The organism is Pseudomonas sp. SG-MS2 (assembly GCF_009933855.1).
Classification (GTDB): domain Bacteria; phylum Pseudomonadota; class Gammaproteobacteria; order Pseudomonadales; family Pseudomonadaceae; genus Aquipseudomonas; species Aquipseudomonas putida_E.
Window position 1 is genome coordinate 41,785 of the sequence record NZ_MOMO01000233.1, and the last position, 19,741, is coordinate 61,525.

Here is a 19,741-nt window from a genome sequence, read left to right on the forward strand (position 1 = left end):
TCTCACGCCTTTGGCTTGCGCAACACACCATAGACCACCTGATAGGTGGCGGGCAGCCCTTGTGGCTGGCGGAATGCTTCATACGCCTGCAGCAGCCCCTGCATGCGGGTACGGCCAGTCAGGCCCGACGGCCGCCCAGGGTTGAGGTTGTGGGCGCCAAGTGCCTTTAGCTCATGGGTCAGGCCGCGCACATGCGGGTAGTGCAGCACATGCGCCTGCTGACGCAGGCCAAGCTGCTCCAGGCCGCTTGCCGCGCACAGTCGCTGATAGTCCTCGAACCGGCGGAAGCGGTTGACATGCACCATGCCATCCACGGCCTGCCAACTGGCGCGCAATTCATCCAGGGTACCGACACACAGGCTGCTGAAGGCCAGCACACCGCCCGGGCGCAATACCCGCCGTGCTTCTTCCAGCACGCTGGAGAATTGCGCGCACCACTGCACCGCCAGGCTGGAGAAAACCAGGTCGACGCTGTGATCAAGCAGCGGCAGCCGCTCGGCGTCGCCTGCCACATGGTAGCGGGCCCCGCCCTGCTCGCCTCGGGCATGGCGCAACATGCCTTCGGCGATGTCCACCGCCACGCCCGTCGCCGGCGTGAAGCGCTCGGCCAGCACCCGGCTGAAATGCCCCGTACCACTGCCCAGGTCGAGCCAGCGCGATGGCGTCAGTGCGTCCGGCAACTGCTCCAGCAGGGTCATGCCCACCGCGCGCTGCAAGGCCGCCACGCTGTCGTAGCTGGCTGCCGCGCGGGAGAACGAGGCCGCTACCTGGCGCTTGTCCGGCAGCGCGCCAGGCAGGGTTGGACGGGAAAGGTCAGTCATCGCCACTCTCATGCAGGAAACTCTTGATGCCCGCCGCCAGCTCCTGCGGGTACTCCAGCAGGAACGCGTGGGAACTCTCTTCAACCAGGCCGACTTCAACGTCGGGCAACAACTCGCTCAGCGCTTTGGCCGCCTCGGGGGGCACCAACGCATCACTGCCGGCGAACAGGTGCAGTTGCGGGCCGCCGTACGCCTGCAGCGCTTCGCGGGTATCCAGCTGAGCCAGCACCTCAAGCCCGGTGGCCAGGTACAGCGGGTCGGTCTCCGGTACCCCCACGCCCAGCTGGCGCAGCAACGTGCGCGGCTGCAGGGCGCCGTCACTGCACAAGGTACGGAAACGCTTGAGGGTAACGGAGGTGTGGCTGCGGCAACCGTCGAGGAAGGTCCCGAAGGTGTCATCGGCCATACCATGCGGCCAATCCGCCCGTGCCACGAAGCAGGGGTTGCTGGCCAAGGTCAACAACCCGCAACAGTGGTCGCCACGCTTGCGAGCCAGCTCACTGGCGAGCATGCCGCCGAGCGACCAGCCGCCCAGCCAGGTATCACTGGGCAGTTTGCGGTCAAGGTAGTCGACCCACGCCTGTACATCGGCGTCGGCCAGCTCCGGCAGGGGCGCCAGCTCGACCTGCAGGCGCGCGTCCTGCGCACGCAGGCTGGCGGCCAGCGGCTCCAGGGCCGCAGTACCCAAGCCCCAGCCGGGAAGAAGGATCAGTCGGTTACGCATCGGCGGCCTCCAGCTGTGGATAACAATCGGCCAATGCATTCAACAATAGCTGTACCTGCGCCTCACTGTGCGCAGCGCTCAAGGTTACCCTCAGCCGTGCACTGCCAGCAGGTACGGTAGGCGGGCGGATGGCGGTGACCAACAGGCCTCGTTCGCGCAGCATCTGCGACAGGCGCAGTGCCTGTGCGCTGTCGCCGATCAGGATCGGCTGGATCGGAGTCGGGCTGTCCATCAGCTGCAGGCCGATCTGCACGGCACCCTCGCGGAACTGCCGGATCAACCCGGCCAGGTGCTCACGGCGCCAGGTTTCGCGGCGCAGCAGCTCCAGGCTCTTGAGCGTGGCGCAGGCCAGTGCCGGCGGCTGGCTGGTGGTATAGATGTACGGCCGGGCGAACTGCACCAGTGCCTCGATCAAATCATCGCTGCCCGCAACGAAGGCGCCCGCGGTGCCGCAAGCCTTGCCCAGCGTACCGATCAGCACGGGCACGTCATCGATGCCCAGGCCGAAGTGTTCGACGACACCGCCGCCCTGGGCACCCAAGGTACCCAGGCCGTGAGCGTCGTCGACCATCAACCAGGCGCCACGCGCACGCGCGACCTCGGCCAGTGCAGGCAGGTCGGCCAGATCACCGTCCATGCTGAAAACACCGTCGGTGACCACCAAGGTATTGCCGCAGGCCTTGCCCAGGCGGTTGGCCAGGCTGACTGCATCGTTGTGCAGGTAACGGTTGAAGCGGGCACCACTGAGCAAGCCGCCATCGAGCAGCGAGGCATGGTTGAGGCGGTCCTGCAACACCGTATCGCCCTGCCCCACCAGCGCGGTAATGGCCCCGAGGTTGGCCATGTAGCCGGTAGAAAACAGCAAGGCACGCGGGCGACCGGTCAATTCGGCCAGCGCCTCTTCGACCTGATGGTGCGGCGTGCTGTGGCCGACCACCAGGTGCGAGGCTCCGCCACCGACACCCCAACGCTCGGCGCCGGCTTGCCAGGCGGCGATCACCTCGGGGTGGTTGGCCAGGCCCAGGTAGTCATTGCTGCAGAAAGCCAGCAACGGCTGGCCGTCGACCACTACGTTCGGCCCTTGCGGGCTCTGTAGCAGCGGCCGCTGCCGATACAGGTCTGCAGCGCGCCGTTCGGCAAGACGCGCTGCAAGATCGAAGGCCATCTCAGGCAGACGCGGCGTTATAGAACAGCTCGCTGCTGCGTTGCTCGACCAGCGCCTGTTCGATGGCGGCCTGGTGCACTTCGTCGGCATGCTCTTCACGCGCTTCAGGCTTGATGCCCAGGCGGGCGAACAGCTGCATGTCCTTGTCGGCCTGTGGGTTGGCAGTGGTCAGCAGCTTCTCGCCATAGAAGATCGAATTGGCGCCGGCCATGAAGGCCAGCGCTTGCATCTGCTCGTTCATCTGCTCGCGCCCGGCGGACAGGCGCACGTGCGACTTGGGCATCAGCAGCCGCGCGACCGCCAGCATGCGGATGAAGTCGAACGGGTCGACATCTTCTTCTTCGGCCAGGGGGGTGCCGGCCACTTTCACCAGCATGTTGATCGGCACCGACTCGGGATGCTCGGGGAGGTTGGCCAACTGGATCAGCAGGCCTGCACGATCGTCGAGCGACTCGCCCATCCCGAGAATGCCACCGGAGCAGATCTTCATCCCGGCATCGCGTACGTAGGCCAAGGTCTGCAGACGCTCGCTGTAAGTGCGGGTGGTGATGATGCTGGCGTAGAACTCCGGCGAGGTATCGAGGTTGTGGTTGTAGTAGTCCAGGCCTGCCTGGGCCAGCGCCTGGGTCTGGTCCTGATCGAGCTTGCCCAGGGTCATGCAGGTTTCCAGCCCCATGGCCTTGACCCCTTTGACCATTTCCAGCACGTAGGGCATGTCCTTGGCCGAGGGGTGCTTCCAGGCGGCGCCCATGCAGAAGCGGGTAGAACCGATGGCCTTGGCCCGCGCCGCTTCTTCCAGCACCTTCTGCACTTCCATCAGCTTCTGTTTTTCCAGCCCGGTGTTGTAGTGGCCGGACTGTGGACAATATTTGCAATCTTCCGGGCAGGCGCCGGTCTTGATCGACAGCAGCGTGGAAACCTGTACGCGGTTAGGGTCGAAATGCGCCCGATGCACGGTTTGCGCCTGGAACAGCAGGTCGTTGAACGGTTGCTGGAACAGGGCCTTCACCTCGGCCAGGGACCAGTCGTGACGTGTTGTTGCAGTTGTGCTGGCGCTCATCGGCGTTTCCTTGTTTAGGCTGTAGCTGGCGCCGGGTCAGGAATGCCCGCCAGCGCATCACGGATAGCTCGCATAGTCATGGAAGGCCTATGAACTGTCAACCTTGGTTAAAAGCACTGGTTTACAAGTGTATAAATATTGAACATACCTGTTTGCTGTGCGGCACTTCTGCCGAGCAGCCCCACCCCATCTGTATTGCGTGCGAGGAGGACCTGCCCTGGCTGAGTGAGTACTGCATGCATTGCGCGCTACCGCTGCCAATGGCCGGCCTGACCTGCGCCCAGTGCAGTCGCCGTGCCCCGGCCTTCGAACAAGTGGTGGCGCCGTGGTATTACGGCTTTCCCGTGGACACACTGATCAGCCGCTTCAAACACAATCGCCAGTGGCCATTAGGGCGCTTGATGGCCGAAATGCTCAGCCTGGATTTGCGCCACCGCTTTGCCGATGGCCTGGCCAGGCCATCGCTGCTGTTGCCTGTGCCACTGGCAAAGCGTCGACAGCGCGAGCGTGGCTTCAACCAGGCAGGCATGCTGGCAAAGTGGTTGGCCAAGGCCCTGGCAATCGACTGCAACGAGCGATTGCTGCGGCGCACCCGCGAAACACCGGCGCAGCAAAGCCTGGATGCCAAGGCCAGACGGCGTAATCTGCAGCAGGCCTTTGCGGTGGTTGATGAAAGCGCATTGCACGGCCTGCATGTGGCCGTGGTCGATGACGTGCTGACCACCGGTGCCACGGCGCAAAGCATCGCCGCCCTGCTGCGCGGCGCCGGCGCACGCCGCGTTGATGTGTATTGCCTGGCACGCACGGCAAAACCGGGGCAAGCTTGACCGGTCAGTCCCAGATAGGCGCCATCATGACCCTGCCCGCCCTGCTCACCCAGCACATCGCTCGCCGCCCACAGCGCATCGCTTTGCTTCAGCATATCGCTGAGCAAGGTTCGATCACCCGCGCCGCAAAGGCGGCAGGCATAAGCTACAAAGCCGCATGGGACGCCATAGACGAACTCAACAACCTGGCCAGCCAGCCGCTGGTCGAGCGTAGCACCGGCGGGCGCGGCGGCGGTGGCGCACGCCTGTCGGGCGAAGGCGAGCGGGTACTGCGCCTTTACCAACGCTTGCAGGCCTTGCAGGCCCAGATTCTCGAGGCTGCCGAAGAATCCAGCGACCTTGACCTGCTTGGGCGCCTGATGTTGCGCACCAGTGCCCGCAACCAGCTGCAAGGCCAGGTCAGCGGCTTGCGCCGCGAAGGGCGGCACGACCGCGTGAGCCTGGCGCTGGGTGGCGGGCTGGAAATCGAGGCACTGATTACCCATGACAGCACTGCACGCCTGGAGCTGACGCTCGGCACCATGGTGGTGGCGTTGCTCAAGGCCGGGTGGGTGCAGTTGTCGAGCGCCGCAGATGAAGCCGAAGCGGGCAGCAATGTGCTCAAGGCAACTGTGGAAGAGGTGATTGCGGATGGGCATGACACCAGTGAAGTGAGGCTGGCGCTGGGTAATGGCCAGACACTCTGTGCGTTTGCCGAGGCGCACTGGCTGGCACGAGAGGCAGTGACAACAGGTAGCCAGGTCCGGGTGCAGTTTCATCCCTCCCATGTATTGCTGGGGGTACCGGTGTAGGTTGGTCGCGCCACCCCGCCAGAGGGCCGGCACTGATACCATGAGCCCTTGCAGCCCACCCCGGAGCCACCATGTCTCACCCCTTCGCGACCCTCACCCCCGACCTGGTACTGGACGCCGTGGAGAGCCTCGGCTTTCTCAGCGACGCCCGCGTACTGGCCCTGAACAGCTACGAGAACCGCGTCTATCAAGTGGGTATCGAAGGCGGGCAACCACTGATCGCCAAGTTCTATCGACCCGGCCGGTGGAGCAATGAAGCGATTCTTGAAGAACACCGCTTCACCGCCGAACTTGCTGAGTGCGAAGTGCCGGTGGTCGCCCCGCTGCAACACAATGAACAGACCCTGTTCGAGCACCAGGGCTTTCGCTTCACACTGTTTCCCCGCCGCGGCGGCCACGCACCGGAGCCAGGCAACCTCGACCAGCTCTACCGTCTGGGCCAGCTGCTGGGCCGCCTGCATGCCGTGGCGGCAACACGCCCGTTCGAGCATCGCGAAGCGTTGACTGTGGATAACTTTGGCCACGCCTCCCTGCAAACCCTGCTTGATGGCAACTTCGTACCTCGGGAATTGCTGCCCGCGTTCGAGTCTGTAGCGCGCGAGCTGCTCAAACGGGTCGAAGACATCTACGCACGCACCCCACATCAGGTCATGCGCCTGCACGGCGACTTGCACCCCGGCAACCTGATGCATCGCGACGACGTCTACCACGTCGTCGACCTCGATGACTGCCGGATGGGCCCGGCCGTGCAAGACCTGTGGATGATGCTGGCCGGCAGCCGTGAAGAACGCCTGGGCCAACTGGCAGAGCTGATCGACGGCTACAACGAGTTTCACGATTTCGACCCGCGCGAGCTGCCCCTGATCGAACCGCTGCGCGCCTTGCGCCAGCTGCACCATAGCGCCTGGCTGGCACGGCGCTGGGACGACCCGGCATTCCCGCGCAGCTTCCCCTGGTTTGGCCAACCGCGTTACTGGGGCGATCAGATCCTGGCCCTGCGCGAGCAAACAGCGGCACTCGACGAGCAACCCCTGAAATTGTTCTAAATGCCTGCAAAGGTCTGTCTACAATAGGCGTCGCTGTATTTAGCTACCTAAGCAAGGATTCTGCATGCACGCCGCAAACCCGCGTCGCGGGTACATTCTTGGCCTCTCGGCCTACATCATCTGGGGCTTGTTCCCCCTCTATTTCAAAGCCATACAAAGTGTCCCGGCGGTTGAGATCATCGTGCACCGGGTGCTCTGGTCCGCTTTGTTCGGTTCGCTGCTGCTGTTGGTGTGGAAGCACCCAGGGTGGTGGCGCGAGCTGCGCGACAACCCCCGCCGCCTGGCCATTCTTGCCCTCAGTGGCGCCCTGATTGCCGGCAACTGGCTGACCTACGTATGGTCGGTCAACAACGGGCGCATGCTCGAGGCCAGCCTGGGCTACTACATCAACCCGCTGGTGAACGTGCTGCTGGGCATGCTTTTGCTGGGTGAGCGCCTGCGCCGCCTGCAATGGCTGGCAGTGGGCATGGCCGCAGTAGGTGTGGCGCAACAGGTGTGGCAAGTCGGTAGCCTGCCTTGGGTGTCATTGGTACTGGCGCTGACGTTTGGCTTCTACGGCCTGATCCGCAAGCAGGCACCGGTGGCGGCGCTGCCCGGCCTGGTGGTGGAAACCTGGATGCTGGTGCCCCTGGCGCTTGGCTGGCTGCTGCTGCACCCTGCCGCGATGAGTGCACAAGGCAGTTTCTATACCAGCAGCGAAGCGCTATGGCTGATCGCAGCCGGGCCGGTAACGCTGATACCACTGGTGTGCTTCAACGCCGCTGCGCGGCACTTGCCCTACACCACCCTGGGCTTCCTGCAGTATCTGGCGCCGACCTTGGTACTGCTGCAAGCGGTACTGCTATTTGACGAGCACCTGTCTTCCAGCAGCCTGATGGCTTTCTTGTGCATCTGGGCTGGCCTGGCGCTCTACAGCGTCGATGCCTGGCTGAACCTGCGCAAGCGCGCCTGATCAAAAAACAATCAAAACTCTGCAGGCCACGCCGGCCGTGGCCTGGCAGAACATCTCCAGAGGTTATCCACACCCTCGTCCCCGTGCTTTGTGCACAAGCCATTGATTAGTGGCTGTTTTTTGACCAAACAGCGGGAGAGCTCGCCGTCTCTGGGCTAGCGAGGAGCGCCCCCAGGTTATCCACAGGGCCGTCCCCGGTTAATCGGGATAACACGCTACCGCCTCGGCTCAATCCTGGGGCCGCAATTTCAACTCCACCATCAAGTCATCCGCCAGGCTCTCCAGCTTCTGCTGCAGATCATCCAGCGACAAGGTCAATGGCAGCGCCAGCAAGGCATCGGCATGGAACAACGGCTCGCTGCTCATCGGCGCCGGGCGCACTTCGGTGGTGAAGCGCTCAAGGTTCACCCCTTGGTCAGCGAGCAAGCGGGTGATATCACGTACGATGCCTGGGCGATCATTACCCACCAACTCCATCGCGATCGGCTTCCAGGTACAGGAAGGCTCGATGCCGCTTTCTGCGATCAGCACACGGATATCGTACTGCCCCAGGGCCTGAAGCGATTTCACCAGCTCATCGTAGCTCTCTGCCGGCACCGCGACCCGCAGGATGCCGGCGAACTGCCCGGCCATACGCGACATACGGCTCTCCAGCCAGTTACCGTTGTGGTCGGCGATGCACTGGGCAATCCGTTCGACCTGGCCGGCCTTGTCAGGAGCAATCACGGTCAGTACAAGATGATCCACAGGGCTTCCTCTGCGTCGTGCCGCCTGCAGCGGCGAGAATACGGGGGGATTGGTTCAGTATAGGCAAGGCGCGGCAACCTGCCGCAGGACGGTCTGCCGAACTAATCGTGTACTGTTTCAAGATTTATCTGGAACAATCCACCGGTTTTTTGCGAACATAGCCACTCCCAGCGTGACCCTCCGCGACCAATCGGTCGCGGAGCGACGCTTTTAGTCTGATGTTCACCGGCCTGCTGCTTCATGTAGTATGCCTCGGCGCGGACTACAAAACGTCGTTACGATGTCTGCCAAGGCGCCTGTGAAAATACGCCAACCGCCCGCCAGCCTTTCTGGCGAGCCGCACCCAGCCGCTCTCGTGAGTGGTGAGAGCATGTACTGGTGCCGTGTTTAGAGAAGCGCTACAGGCTTAATACAGAAGAGCGAAAGCGAAATAGCTGAGCAAAGGTGAGGCAAGCAATGACTGGATACGTTCAAGTCGGTGGCCTTCAGGTCGCCAAGGCCCTGTACGACTTCGTCAACAACGAAGCGATCCCTGGAACCGGCGTCAAGGCCGATGCGTTCTGGGCCGGGGCAGAAAAGATCATCAACGACCTCGCCCCAAAGAACAAAGCCCTGCTCGCCAAGCGCGACGAGCTGCAAGCCAAGATCGACGCCTGGCACCAGGCACGCAAAGGCCAGGCACACGACGCCGTCGCCTATAAAAGCTTCCTTCAGGAAATCGGCTATCTGCTGCCACAAGCCGACGATTTCCAGGCCACCACCCAGAATGTGGACGAAGAGATCGCCCACATGGCCGGCCCACAGCTGGTCGTGCCGGTGATGAACGCCCGCTTTGCCCTGAACGCCGCCAACGCCCGCTGGGGCTCGCTGTACGACGCACTGTACGGCACCGATGCCATCAGCGATGAAGGCGGCGCCGAAAAAGGCCAGGGCTACAACAAGGTCCGTGGCAACAAGGTCATCGCCTTCGCCCGCGCCTTCCTCGACGAAGCCGCGCCGCTGGCCGCTGGCTCGCACGTCGACTCCACCGCTTACCGCATCGAAGGCGGCAAGCTGGTCGTTGCCCTCAAGGGCGGCAGCAACAGCGGCCTGCGTGACGACGCCCAGCTGATCGGCTTCCACGGCGATGCCGCCGCGCCAACCGCCGTGCTGCTCAAGCACAATGGCCTGCACTTCGAAATCCAGGTCGATGCCAGCACCCCGGTCGGCAGCACCGACGCCGCCGGTGTCAAAGACATCCTGATGGAATCGGCGCTGACCACCATCATGGACTGTGAAGACTCGGTCGCTGCCGTCGATGCCGACGACAAGGTCATCGTCTACCGCAACTGGCTGGGCCTGATGAAAGGCGACCTGGCCGAGAGCGTCAGCAAAGGCGGCAAGACTTTCACCCGCACCATGAACCCGGACCGCGAGTACGCAGCGCCCAATGGCGGCACCGTGACCCTTCACGGTCGTTCGCTGCTGTTCGTGCGCAACGTGGGCCACCTGATGACCAACCCGGCCATTCTCGATGCCCAAGGCAACGAGATTCCCGAAGGCATCCAGGACGGGCTGTTCACCAACCTGATCGCCCTGCACAACCTCAACGGCAACACCAGCCGCAAGAACACCCGTACCGGTAGCGTCTACATCGTCAAACCGAAGATGCACGGCCCTGAAGAAGTGGCGTTCGCCGCCGAGATCTTCAGCCGCGTCGAAGACCTGCTGGGCATGCCGCGCAACACCGTCAAGGTCGGCATCATGGACGAGGAGCGCCGTACCACGGTCAACCTCAAGGCCTGCATCAAGTCGGCAGCCGAGCGTGTGGTGTTCATCAACACTGGCTTCCTCGACCGTACCGGTGACGAAATCCACACCTCGATGGAGGCCGGCGCCGTGGTGCGCAAGGGCGCCATGAAGAACGAAAAGTGGATCGGTGCCTACGAGAACAACAACGTCGACGTCGGCCTTGCCACCGGCCTGCAAGGGCGGGCGCAGATCGGCAAAGGCATGTGGGCCATGCCGGACTTGATGGCTGCCATGCTCGAGCAGAAGATCGCTCACCCGCTGGCCGGTGCCAACACCGCCTGGGTACCGTCGCCGACCGCCGCCACCCTGCACGCCCTGCACTACCATAAAGTCGACGTGCAGGCGCGTCAGCGCGAGCTGGCCAGCCGCGCCCCGGCCTCGGTCGACGACATCCTGACCATCCCGCTGGCAGCTGACACCAACTGGTCGGCCGAAGAGATCCGCAACGAGCTGGACAACAACGCCCAGGGCATCCTCGGCTATGTGGTTCGCTGGATCGACCAGGGCGTGGGTTGCTCCAAAGTGCCGGACATCAACGATGTGGGCCTGATGGAAGACCGCGCTACCCTGCGTATCTCGGCCCAGCTGCTGGCCAACTGGCTGCGCCATGGCGTGGTTACCCAGGAGCAGGTGCTGGAAAGCCTCCAGCGCATGGCCGCCGTGGTCGACAAGCAGAACGCCGGTGACGCCCTGTACCGCCCGATGGCGCCGAACTTCGACGACAACGTGGCATTCCAGGCTGCAGTGGAACTGGTAATCGAGGGTGCCAAGCAACCGAACGGTTATACCGAGCCGGTACTGCACCGTCGCCGCCGCGAGTTCAAGGCGCGTAACGGGCTGTAAGACACCGGGGCCGCTCCACCAATTACAGGAGGATCGCACTCCCCTGTAGGAGCGGCCTTGTGTCGCGAAAGGGCTGCAAAGCAGCCCCATTCCCGCTCACTCAAGCTTCAATTCTTTCTTCACCAACCCCAGCAGTTTCCCCAGATCCACCGGCTTCAGCAAAAAATCCACCACCCCCAGGTGCATCACATCCACCGCCTCCTTCACATCGGTGTCGCCTGACACCACGATGATCGACAACGCCGCCCGTTCCGACTCACGAATCTGCCGGATAAGCTCCAGGCCATCCTTGGGCTGCATGCGCAGGTCGGTGATCATCAGGACGATGCGCGGTTCGTAATGCAGTTTGAACATCGCCTCCTGAGCACCATCGGCCTGCATGCAGTCGATCCCCCTGCTCTTCAGGTAAAGGCACAGGGCCTCACTGTTCACCGGGTTGTCATCAACCACCAATACCACCGGCCTGGGCGCAACAGGTGCACTCAACCCGGCCAGTGCCTCACGTTCGGCGTCACTCAGGATGTCGTCATGCTCAACCATGGTCGTCTCATCAAATAGTCTTGCTCACCGGTAAGACCGCAGCTTGCGATATTGATCACACTACGCTCATAGACTTACGTCCAATGGGCACCGCACGGCCGTCAGCCGACCATGGGGACCGAGAACAACAAGGCCGCACCTATATATAGATATATATAGTTCGGCGTAGCGATACGGTCAGTGTCATGAGCAAAAACGACGCCTACAGCCAGGCGGGCAGAACTGCCGTTCTGCAGAACATTCAGGGCACCCTGCAGTTTTTGCAGCGTTTCCCGCCGTTCAACCAAATGGAACACAGCCACCTGGCGTTCCTGGTGGAACAGTGCCAGTTGCGTTTCTACGCCAGCGGCGAAAGCATCATCAAACCCGCTGACGGCCCGGTGGAGCACTTCTACATCGTCAAACAGGGGCGCGTGGTCGGTGAGCGCCAGCACCTGGTCAAGCCCGGCGTGGAAACCACCTTCGAGATCACCAGCGGCGAGTGCTTCCCGCTGGCCGCCCTGCTCGGCGAGCGCGCTACCCGCACCGAGCACCTGGCGGGCGAGGACACGTTCTGCCTGCAATTGAACAAAGCCGCCTTCATCCGTGTGTTTTCCCTGTCGGATGTGTTTCGGGATTTTGCGCTGCGCGGTGTCAGCAGCCTGCTTGACCAGGTCAACCAGCAGGTGCGCCAACGAGCGGTGGAAACACTCGGCACCCAATACTCACTGAACACCCCGCTGGGTGAACTGGCCATGCGTCACCCGGTGGTCTGCACCCCGGACACGCCGCTGCGCGACGCCGTGCGGTCGATGCACGAGCAGCAGGTCGGCAGCATCGTGGTGGTCGATGCGCAGCGTTACCCGGTGGGCATCTTCACCCTGCGTGACCTGCGCCAAGTGGTGGCTACTGTCGATGCCGACCTCGGTGCCGCCATCGAACGGCACATGACTGTCAAACCCTTCTACCTCAGCCCGCAGGCCAGCGCCTTCGACGCGGCCATGGCCATGACCGAGCGACACATTGCCCATGTTTGCCTGGTGGACAACCAGCGCCTGTGCGGCGTGGTCTCGGAGCGCGACCTGTTTTCCCTGCAACGAGTCGACCTCGTGCACCTGGCCCGCACCATCCGCCATGCACCGCGCCTGGACTCGCTGGTGGCGCTGCGTGGCGAGATCGGCCAGCTGGTGGAGCGCATGCTCGCCCACGGCGCGTCGTCGACCCAGATTACCCAGATCATCACCCTGCTCAACGACCACACTGTCTGCCGGGTAATCGAACTGGCTCTGGCCGAACGCGGCGACCCTGGGGTGCCGTTCAGCTGGCTGTGCTTTGGCAGCGAAGGGCGCGGTGAACAGACCCTGCATACCGACCAGGACAACGGCATCCTGTTCGAGGCAGCTGACAACAGCGAAGCCGAAGCCATTCGCGCCCGCCTGCTACCTCTGGCCCACTACATCAACCAATGCCTGGCCCAATGCGGCTTCACCCTGTGCAAGGGTAACGTCATGGCAGGCAACCCCGAGCTGTGCCTGTCGCGCACTGAATGGGCACGGCGCTTCGCCGGCTTCATCCGTGAAGCCAGCCCAGAGAACCTGCTCGGCTCGAGCATCTATTTCGACCTGCGTGTGGTCTGGGGCGACGAACAGGGGTGCGAACAGCTGCGCCAAAGCGTGCTGGAACAAGTAGCCGAGAACCGCATTTTCCAGCGCATGATGGCCGATAACGCCTTGCGTCAGCGGCCTCCGGTAGGCCGCCTGCGCGAATTCGTCCTGACCCGCCAAGGCAACGACAAGGCCGCTACCCTGGACCTCAAGGTCCAGGGCCTGACCCCCTTCGTCGATGGTGCGCGGCTGCTGGCCCTGGCCAATGGCATCGGTGCCTGCAACACCCTGGAGCGCCTGCGCCAGCTGGTCGACAAAGGCGTTATCGAGGCGCTCGACGGCGCGGCATACGAAGAGGCCTACCATTTCATCCAGCAAACGCGCATGCAGCAGCACCAGCGCCAGACCCGCGACAATCAGCCGTACTCCAACCGCCTCGATCCGGACAGCCTCAACCATCTGGACCGGCGCATCCTGCGTGAGTCCCTGCGCCAGGCGCAGCGCCTGCAAAGCAGCCTGGCCCTGCGGTACCAGCTATGAGCCTGTTCGCCTGGCTGCGCCCTGCCGCGCCGGCCCTGGACGGTGCACTGCATCAACGCCTGGCGCGCCTGCCAAAACCCGCACCGCTGGGCGTGTGCTCGCTGCGTGAGCAGCGCTGGGTGGTGCTGGACCTTGAGACCAGCGGCCTGAACCCCAACCGCGACCAGGTGCTGTCGATCGGTGCCGTAGCCATCGAAGACGGCGCCATCGACTTCTCCCAGCAGTTCGAGCGCACCCTGCACCGCCCGGCCCAGAAAACCAACGCCAGTGTACTCATCCATGGCCTGGGCCCGAGCGCCCTGGCCGCAGGCAGCGACCCGGCCGAGGCGTTGCTCGACCTGCTCGAGTTCATCGGTGACAGCCCGGTGCTGGCGTTCCATGCACCGTTCGACCAGCGCATGCTGGCTCGGGCATTGAAAGAAACCCTTGGGCATCGCCTGCAACAGCCCTTCCTCGATGTTGCTGAACTGGCGCCCATGCTCAACCCTGACACGGTACTGCGCGAAGCAGGGCTGGATGACTGGGTGGCGCGCTTCGGGCTGCAGGTGGATGAGCGCCACCATGCCAGCGCTGATGCCCAAGTCACCGCTGAACTGGCGTTGATCCTGTTCAGCCAGGCCCGTCGCCAGCAGCTGGACAGCCCATTGCAGCTGGAGCAGCGCTTGCGCGGGTGGCGGCGGCGCAATGTGCAGGGGCATGGGCTTTAGAAACATACCCTTTGAAGGGGCTGCACCTGTGATATCGGGCACCGCCCCCACCATGACAGTGGCAACCCGATAAGCGTCCATTGCGCCACGCCCCCCGCCTCTGCAACAATCGCGAATAATTATCGTTAGTTAACGCATTCGTTCCGGGGGGGACACTGCTTGTCTTCTGCTCAGAGCCCACACGCCGAACTGGTCGGTGCGCTGTACCGCGACCATCGCAGCTGGCTGCTTGCCTGGCTGCAACGCAGCATGGCCTGCCGCCAGCGTGCCGAAGACCTGAGCCAGGACACCTTCGTGCGCCTGCTCGGGCGCGAACAACTGGACACCCCCCGTGAGCCGCGCGCTTTCCTGGCTGCAGTGGCCAAGGGGCTGATGTTCGACCACTTTCGCCGCGCAGCCCTGGAGCAGGCCTACCTGGCCGAACTGGCCCGCTTGCCGGAAGCCGAGCAGCCCTCCCCGGAACTCCAGCACCTGATCCTCGAAGACCTCAAGGCCATCGACCGCCTGCTCGGCAAGCTGTCGAGCAAGGCACGCACGGCGCTCCTGCACAATCGCCTGGACGGCATGGGCCACGCCGAAATCGCCGAGCGCCTGGGCGTATCGGTATCGCGGGTGCGCCAGTACATCGCCCAAGGCATGCGCCAGTGCTATGTGGCCCTGTATGGGGAGCCTACGTGAACAACTCACCGGTTTCTGCCGGGGTCCTTGAAGCTGCCATCGCCTGGAAACTGAGCCTGGACGACGGTACCGGTACGCCCGACGAACGCAGCGAGTTCATGCGCTGGCATGCCGCCAGCGAAGAACACGCTCGCGCCTGGCGCCAGTTGGGCACCCTCGATCAGCGGGTCAGTGCCGCCGCCGGCCCCGCGCGCCAGGCCCTGCAGCAATCGCGCGCAGGGTTGCGCCGGCGGGTGGCCAAGGTGGGCGGCGGCCTGGCTGGCATGTTCCTGCTCGGCTCACTGTTGGCTTGGGTTGGCGCGCCATCGCTATCGGCAAGCTACTGGCTGGCCGATCAGCGCACCGCCACCGGCGAATTGCGGACCCTGCGCCTGGAGGACGGCACGCTGCTGAGCCTGAACACTCATACCGCGGTCGACATCGACTACGAAGGCGAGCAGCGTGTACTGGTGCTGCACCAGGGTGAAATCTCGGTGGAGACCGGCCACCAGGACCCTCGCCCGTTGCTGGTGCGCACCGACGATGGCCGCCTGCGCCCCTTGGGCACGCGCTTTCTGGTGCGTCGCGAAAATAACGGTACCCGCTTGGAGGTGTTGCAGTCCTCGGTCGCAGCGCAGCCGCTCAACAGTGGCGACGAGCAGGTACTGCGCGAGGGTCAGCAGGTGCTCATGAACGCCAATGGCCTGGGCCGCATCGCACCCGTGCAAGCCGGTGCGGATGCCTGGACCCGCGGCATGCTGGTGGTGGACAACATCCGCCTGGCCGACCTGGTAGCGCAGCTGGGCCAATACCGTAGCGGCCACCTGGGCGTGGCCGATGAAGTGGCCGACCTGCGCGTGACGGGGAGCTTCCCGCTGACCGATACCGACCTGGCCCTCGCTTCGCTGGTGCCCGCGTTGCCGGTGAAGATCGAGCGGCATACCCAGTGGTGGGTGAGCGTGGTGCCCAAGTAGCACCATAGCGCCCCCGTGGGGCCGGCTTGCCGGCGATGAGGCCTAAGCTGGCTGCGTACAAATACAAACCATTTCCACTTTTTTTCCAGATACCCCTGTCACTTCTGAAATCTCGCTCGGCAAGGAAGCAATTAGCACTTATCCGTCGAGGAACCGCTGCATGTCCCGTGCCGTTGATCGTATCCTGCGCCCCAGCCTGATGGCCTTGGCCATCGCCCTGGCTGCCCCGTTGGCCAGCCCTGCCCTGTTCGCCGCCGAGCAGTCCGCACAGCGTGCCTACGACCTGCCCAGCGCCCCGCTGGCCACCACCCTGAACCAGATCGCCAGCCAGTCGGGCATCGCCCTGGCCATTGACCCGGCACTGGTCAGCGGCCGAAACTCGGCGCCGGTCAACGGCCAGTTCGACGGCCTCGGCGCCCTGCAGGCCGCCCTGCTCGGTACCGGCCTGCAGCTGCAGCAGAGCACTGTCGGCAGCTACAGCCTGGTGGCTGTTCCTGATGGCACTCTGGCGTTGCCCGAGACCGCGATCAATGCCAATGCATCGTACGAAAGCGCCTGGGGCCCGGTTGACGGCTACACGGCAACACGCACCGCCGCTGGCACCAAGACAGACACAGCCATTGCCGAACTACCACGTTCGGTGACGGTGATCACCCGCCAGCAGATGGAAGACCGCCCGGTCCTCAATCTCAACGACGCCTTGCGCTACACCGCTGGCGTACAGAGCAGCGGCTACGGCTCCGACTCGCGCAGCGACTGGCTGTTGGTGCGCGGCTTCGTGCCCACCCAGTTTCTTGACGGTCTGCCATTGCCAAAGGGTAACTATGCGTCGCCGAAAATAGAGCCCTGGAACCTGGAGCGCATCGCGGTACTGCGTGGCCCGGCCTCTTCCGTCTACGGCCAGACCCCTCCCGGCGGCTTGCTGGACATGACCAGCCGCCGCCCGGATTTTGAAAGCAGCCACGAAGTTGAAGCCCAGGTTGGCAGCAACAACCACAAACAGATCAACTTCGACAGCACTGGCAAGATCGATGACGCGGGACGGTTTCTCTACCGTGTGAGCGGTACCGTGCGCGACAGCGGCACACCGATCGATCATATTCCGGACAAGCGCTACAACATCGCACCCAGCTTGACCTGGAACATCAATGACGACACCAAACTGACGTTCATTACCCAGTACACCCGCGACGATACCGGTATCACCGGCCAGTTCCTTCCCTTGCAGGGCACCAAACTGGACAGTCCTGCAGGCAAGATCTCCCACCACAAGAACCTGGGCGACCCGGACTGGGAATCCTACGACCGCACTTACTATCATTTGGGCTACGCGTTCGAGACCCGCCTGAACGACACATGGCAGTTCCGCCAGAACCTGCGTTACGCGCGCAACGAGCTGGACTTCAAGGGCATCACCGCCGGCGGTTCGATCTGGCCGGCAGGCCCGGACGAAGCAGTCAGCGCCGATGGCACGGTGCAACGCACCGCCGGCATCGTCGAGGAAGACATCTCCCAGTTCGCAGTGGATAACAACTTCCAAGCGGACTTCCAGACTGGCATGGTCACCCATACCCTGCTGCTGGGGCTCGATCACCAACGTTCGGACAGCAATGCCCGCTGGCGCTGGGGTTCGGCCGGCGTACCGCCAAGCAATATCCACAACCCGATCTACGGCCAGGATTTCTCGAACGTCCAGTACTTCGACATGTATGACTACGATCAGAAAACCCAGCAGACCGGTCTGTATGTCCAGGATCAGATGGCCCTGAACAACTGGCGCCTGACCTTGGGCGGCCGTGAAGACTGGGTACACACCGGCACCACCTTCCACAATCAGGGCGACGCCACCAATACCCAGCGTGACAAGAAATTCAGCGGTAACGCAGCACTGAGCTACGTTTTCGACAACGGCATTACCCCGTACTTCTCGTATGCCGAGTCGTTCCAGGCCGCAACCGGTGCCGCAGTGAACAGCACCGATGCTTTTAAACCTACCGAAGGCAAACAGTACGAACTGGGCATCAAGTACCAGCCCCCTGGCAGCAAGACACTGCTTAGCGCAGCGGTATTCGACCTGACCCAAGAAAACATGTCGGTAACCGAGGGCGGTGTGACTCGCCAAGTAGGTGAAGTTCGCGTCAAAGGCCTGGAGCTTGAAGCCACATCGGATGTAACCAAGAACCTGAAATTGATCGGTTCCTACACCTATAACGACAGCGAGATCACCAAAGGCAACGACGGTGAGAAGGGCAAGCGCATGGCCCAGGTCCCTCGTAACCAGGCCACTGCCTGGGCCGACTACACCTGGCACGAAGGTGCGCTCGATGGCTTTGGCGTGGGCGTCGGTGTGCGCTATGTGGGTGACACCTATGGCAACACCACCAATACCGACTGGGGCCATGTGGGCTCATACACCGTCTACGATGCCTCGGTGCATTACGACTTGGGCCGCCTGAACCCAACCCTCAAGGGCGTGACCGTTGCCGTAGATGCGAAGAACCTGTTCAACAAGGATTACCTGTCGACTTGTGACGGTTACTACTGCTACTACGGCGACGAACGCAACGTAGTGGCCAGCGTCAATTATAAGTTCTGAGCGAATCGGGGCCGCTGTGCGGCCCCAGGTTCCATCAGGCACATTCGGTATCGTGATGAAAAGCCAAACCATCCGCCGCTGGTCCGTGATTCACACCTGGAGCAGCCTGGTCTGCACCCTGTTCCTGCTGTTACTGGCCCTCACCGGCCTGCCGCTGATCTTCCACCACGAAATCGAACACCTGCTCGGCGACGCACCAAAGCTGCGCGAGATGCCTGCAGGCACCCCGCACCTGGACCTGCAACAGCTGGTGCTCAAGGCCGAGCAGCATCGTCCCGGCGAGGTGATGCAGTACTTCGGCTATGACGAAGACGAACACAACGGCGTGGTGGCGATCACCGCTGCCACTGCCGGCACCGAACCCAATTCGTCACACACCTTCATGCTCGACGCCCGCACCGGCGAAGCCGTCGCCATGCCGGCCGCCAACGGCGGTTTCATGATGATCATGCTGCGCCTGCACGTCGACATGTTCGCCGGGCTGCCCGGCAAGCTGCTGCTGGCGTTCATGGGTGTGCTGTTCGTTGTCGCGATCATCTCCGGCACAGTGCTCTACGCACCGTTCATGCGCCGCCTGCAATTCGCCACGGTGCGCCACGAAAAATCCCGCCGCCTGCGCTGGCTCGACCTGCACAACCTGATCGGGGTGGTGACACTGGCCTGGGCGCTGACCGTCGGTGTAACCGGGGTCATCAGCGCCCTGTCCGACCTGGTCATCGCCGCCTGGCGCAACGACAGCCTGGCCGCAATGGTCGCGCCCTACCGTGACGCCCCGCCACTCACCGAGCGTGCACCGGCCAGCCGCCTGCTGGACATCGCCGAGCAGGCCGCACCCGGCATGCGCCCGGACTTCATCGCCTTCCCCGGCACGCGGTTCTCCAGCGAGCACCACTACGCCGTGTTCATGAAAGGCGCCACCCACCTGACATCGCACCTGCTCACGCCCGTGCTGATCGATGCGCGCAGCCTGCAGGTGACGGCAGTGGGCGAACGCCCCTGGTACATGGACGCCATGGGCCTCTCGCAGCCACTGCACTTTGGCGATTACGGCGGGCGTCCGATGCAGATCCTCTGGGCAGTGCTCGATGTGTTGACCATCATCGTGCTCGGCAGCGGCCTTTACCTGTGGTGGGGCAAACAGCGCAAACCCCGGGAGGCGCGGGCATGAGCCACAAATCGCAACCGACCCTGCGCATCTTCACCTGGCCGGCCGCCATCGGCCTGCTCGGTGCCGCCGGCCTGTTTGCCGCCTTGCTGGGTGACGGTGCGTGGGATGCCCTGGCCTGGCTGGGCCTGGGCGTGCCCGTCATCCTCAGCCTGCGCGGGTTGTACCGGCGATAACCGGCTACCGCTTCGGTCCTTGCCCAGGGCCCTAAC

At 63.4% G+C, this 19,741-nt stretch carries 18 protein-coding genes; 12 read left to right on the forward strand and 6 right to left on the reverse strand.

The genetic code is table 11. From position 1 onward, the window contains the following. Nucleotides 1-2 precede the first annotated feature (2 nt). From bioC to bioB, 4 genes are read right to left on the reverse strand one after another with little or no spacing between them, the layout of a single operon-like run. The gene (bioC, locus tag BLX42_RS20785) at nt 3-821 is read right to left on the reverse strand and encodes a malonyl-ACP O-methyltransferase BioC (protein ID WP_046787549.1); all 819 of its coding nucleotides are present in this window, start codon (nt 819-821) and stop codon (nt 3-5) included. Continuing rightward, a complete protein-coding gene (locus BLX42_RS20790) occupies nt 814-1,545 on the reverse strand; it encodes an alpha/beta fold hydrolase (RefSeq protein WP_046787548.1) in 732 nt (243 codons plus the stop codon). Before BLX42_RS20790 ends, bioC begins: the two co-directional genes overlap by 8 nt. After that, entirely contained in the window at nt 1,538-2,710 is a 1,173-nt protein-coding gene (gene bioF, locus BLX42_RS20795) for an 8-amino-7-oxononanoate synthase (protein WP_115273054.1), read from the reverse strand. Before bioF ends, BLX42_RS20790 begins: the two co-directional genes overlap by 8 nt. Nucleotide 2,711: 1 nt before the next feature. Beyond that, nucleotides 2,712-3,770 carry a biotin synthase BioB gene (gene bioB, locus BLX42_RS20800; RefSeq protein WP_046787546.1) on the reverse strand — a complete coding sequence of 353 codons (1,059 nt, stop codon included), beginning with the start codon at nt 3,768-3,770 and terminating at the stop codon, nt 2,712-2,714. Nucleotides 3,771-3,859: 89 nt separating this feature from the next. Here bioB and BLX42_RS20805 point away from each other — a divergent pair, with 89 nt between their 5' ends. The 4 genes from BLX42_RS20805 (at nt 3,860) to rarD (ending at nt 7,386) form a co-directional block, all read left to right on the forward strand. Beyond that, the gene (locus BLX42_RS20805; RefSeq protein WP_161872516.1) at nt 3,860-4,597 is read left to right on the forward strand and encodes a ComF family protein; all 738 of its coding nucleotides are present in this window, start codon (nt 3,860-3,862) and stop codon (nt 4,595-4,597) included. Nucleotides 4,598-4,623: 26 nt separating this feature from the next. Then, entirely contained in the window at nt 4,624-5,388 is a 765-nt protein-coding gene (locus BLX42_RS20810; protein ID WP_046787544.1) for a TOBE domain-containing protein, read from the forward strand. Nucleotides 5,389-5,459: 71 nt separating this feature from the next. Next, on the forward strand, nt 5,460-6,434 hold the full coding sequence (locus BLX42_RS20815; protein ID WP_161872517.1) for a serine/threonine protein kinase: 975 nt from the start codon (nt 5,460-5,462) through the stop codon (nt 6,432-6,434). A 64-nt stretch (nt 6,435-6,498) separates the two neighbouring features. Next, complete coding sequence (rarD, locus tag BLX42_RS20820) at nt 6,499-7,386, forward strand: EamA family transporter RarD (RefSeq protein ID WP_046787543.1); 888 nt, start codon at nt 6,499-6,501, stop codon at nt 7,384-7,386. Nucleotides 7,387-7,614: 228 nt separating this feature from the next. Here rarD and BLX42_RS20825 read toward each other — a convergent pair whose 3' ends face one another. Then, a complete protein-coding gene (locus BLX42_RS20825) occupies nt 7,615-8,133 on the reverse strand; it encodes a glycine cleavage system protein R (protein ID WP_012316603.1) in 519 nt (172 codons plus the stop codon). A 456-nt stretch (nt 8,134-8,589) separates the two neighbouring features. On the opposite strand from BLX42_RS20825, the gene BLX42_RS20830 reads away from it, so the two are divergent. Then, the gene (locus BLX42_RS20830; protein ID WP_115273057.1) at nt 8,590-10,767 is read left to right on the forward strand and encodes a malate synthase G; all 2,178 of its coding nucleotides are present in this window, start codon (nt 8,590-8,592) and stop codon (nt 10,765-10,767) included. Between the two features lie 96 nt (nt 10,768-10,863). Here BLX42_RS20830 and BLX42_RS20835 read toward each other — a convergent pair whose 3' ends face one another. After that, entirely contained in the window at nt 10,864-11,307 is a 444-nt protein-coding gene (locus BLX42_RS20835) for a response regulator (protein WP_161872518.1), read from the reverse strand. Nucleotides 11,308-11,492: 185 nt separating this feature from the next. On the opposite strand from BLX42_RS20835, the gene BLX42_RS20840 reads away from it, so the two are divergent. The 7 genes from BLX42_RS20840 (at nt 11,493) to BLX42_RS26595 (ending at nt 19,705) form a co-directional block, all read left to right on the forward strand. Continuing rightward, complete coding sequence (locus tag BLX42_RS20840; RefSeq protein ID WP_161872519.1) at nt 11,493-13,430, forward strand: putative nucleotidyltransferase substrate binding domain-containing protein; 1,938 nt, start codon at nt 11,493-11,495, stop codon at nt 13,428-13,430. Further along, nucleotides 13,427-14,137, forward strand: coding sequence for a PolC-type DNA polymerase III (locus BLX42_RS20845; protein WP_046787540.1), 711 nt, complete (start codon nt 13,427-13,429; stop codon nt 14,135-14,137). The genes BLX42_RS20840 and BLX42_RS20845 overlap by 4 nt, the downstream gene beginning before the upstream one ends. A 159-nt stretch (nt 14,138-14,296) precedes the next feature. After that, nucleotides 14,297-14,815 (forward strand): RNA polymerase sigma factor, encoded by a 519-nt coding sequence (locus BLX42_RS20850; RefSeq protein WP_161872520.1) that lies wholly within the window; start codon nt 14,297-14,299, stop codon nt 14,813-14,815. Continuing rightward, entirely contained in the window at nt 14,812-15,768 is a 957-nt protein-coding gene (locus BLX42_RS20855; protein WP_161872521.1) for a FecR domain-containing protein, read from the forward strand. The genes BLX42_RS20850 and BLX42_RS20855 overlap by 4 nt, the downstream gene beginning before the upstream one ends. A gap of 160 nt (nt 15,769-15,928) precedes the next feature. Further along, a complete protein-coding gene (locus BLX42_RS20860) occupies nt 15,929-18,364 on the forward strand; it encodes a TonB-dependent siderophore receptor (RefSeq protein WP_161872522.1) in 2,436 nt (811 codons plus the stop codon). Between the two features lie 55 nt (nt 18,365-18,419). Next, nucleotides 18,420-19,532 carry a PepSY domain-containing protein gene (locus BLX42_RS20865; RefSeq protein WP_161872523.1) on the forward strand — a complete coding sequence of 371 codons (1,113 nt, stop codon included), beginning with the start codon at nt 18,420-18,422 and terminating at the stop codon, nt 19,530-19,532. Continuing rightward, complete coding sequence (locus BLX42_RS26595) at nt 19,529-19,705, forward strand: hypothetical protein (protein ID WP_168216567.1); 177 nt, start codon at nt 19,529-19,531, stop codon at nt 19,703-19,705. Before BLX42_RS20865 ends, BLX42_RS26595 begins: the two co-directional genes overlap by 4 nt. Nucleotides 19,706-19,741: the final 36 nt, after the last annotated feature.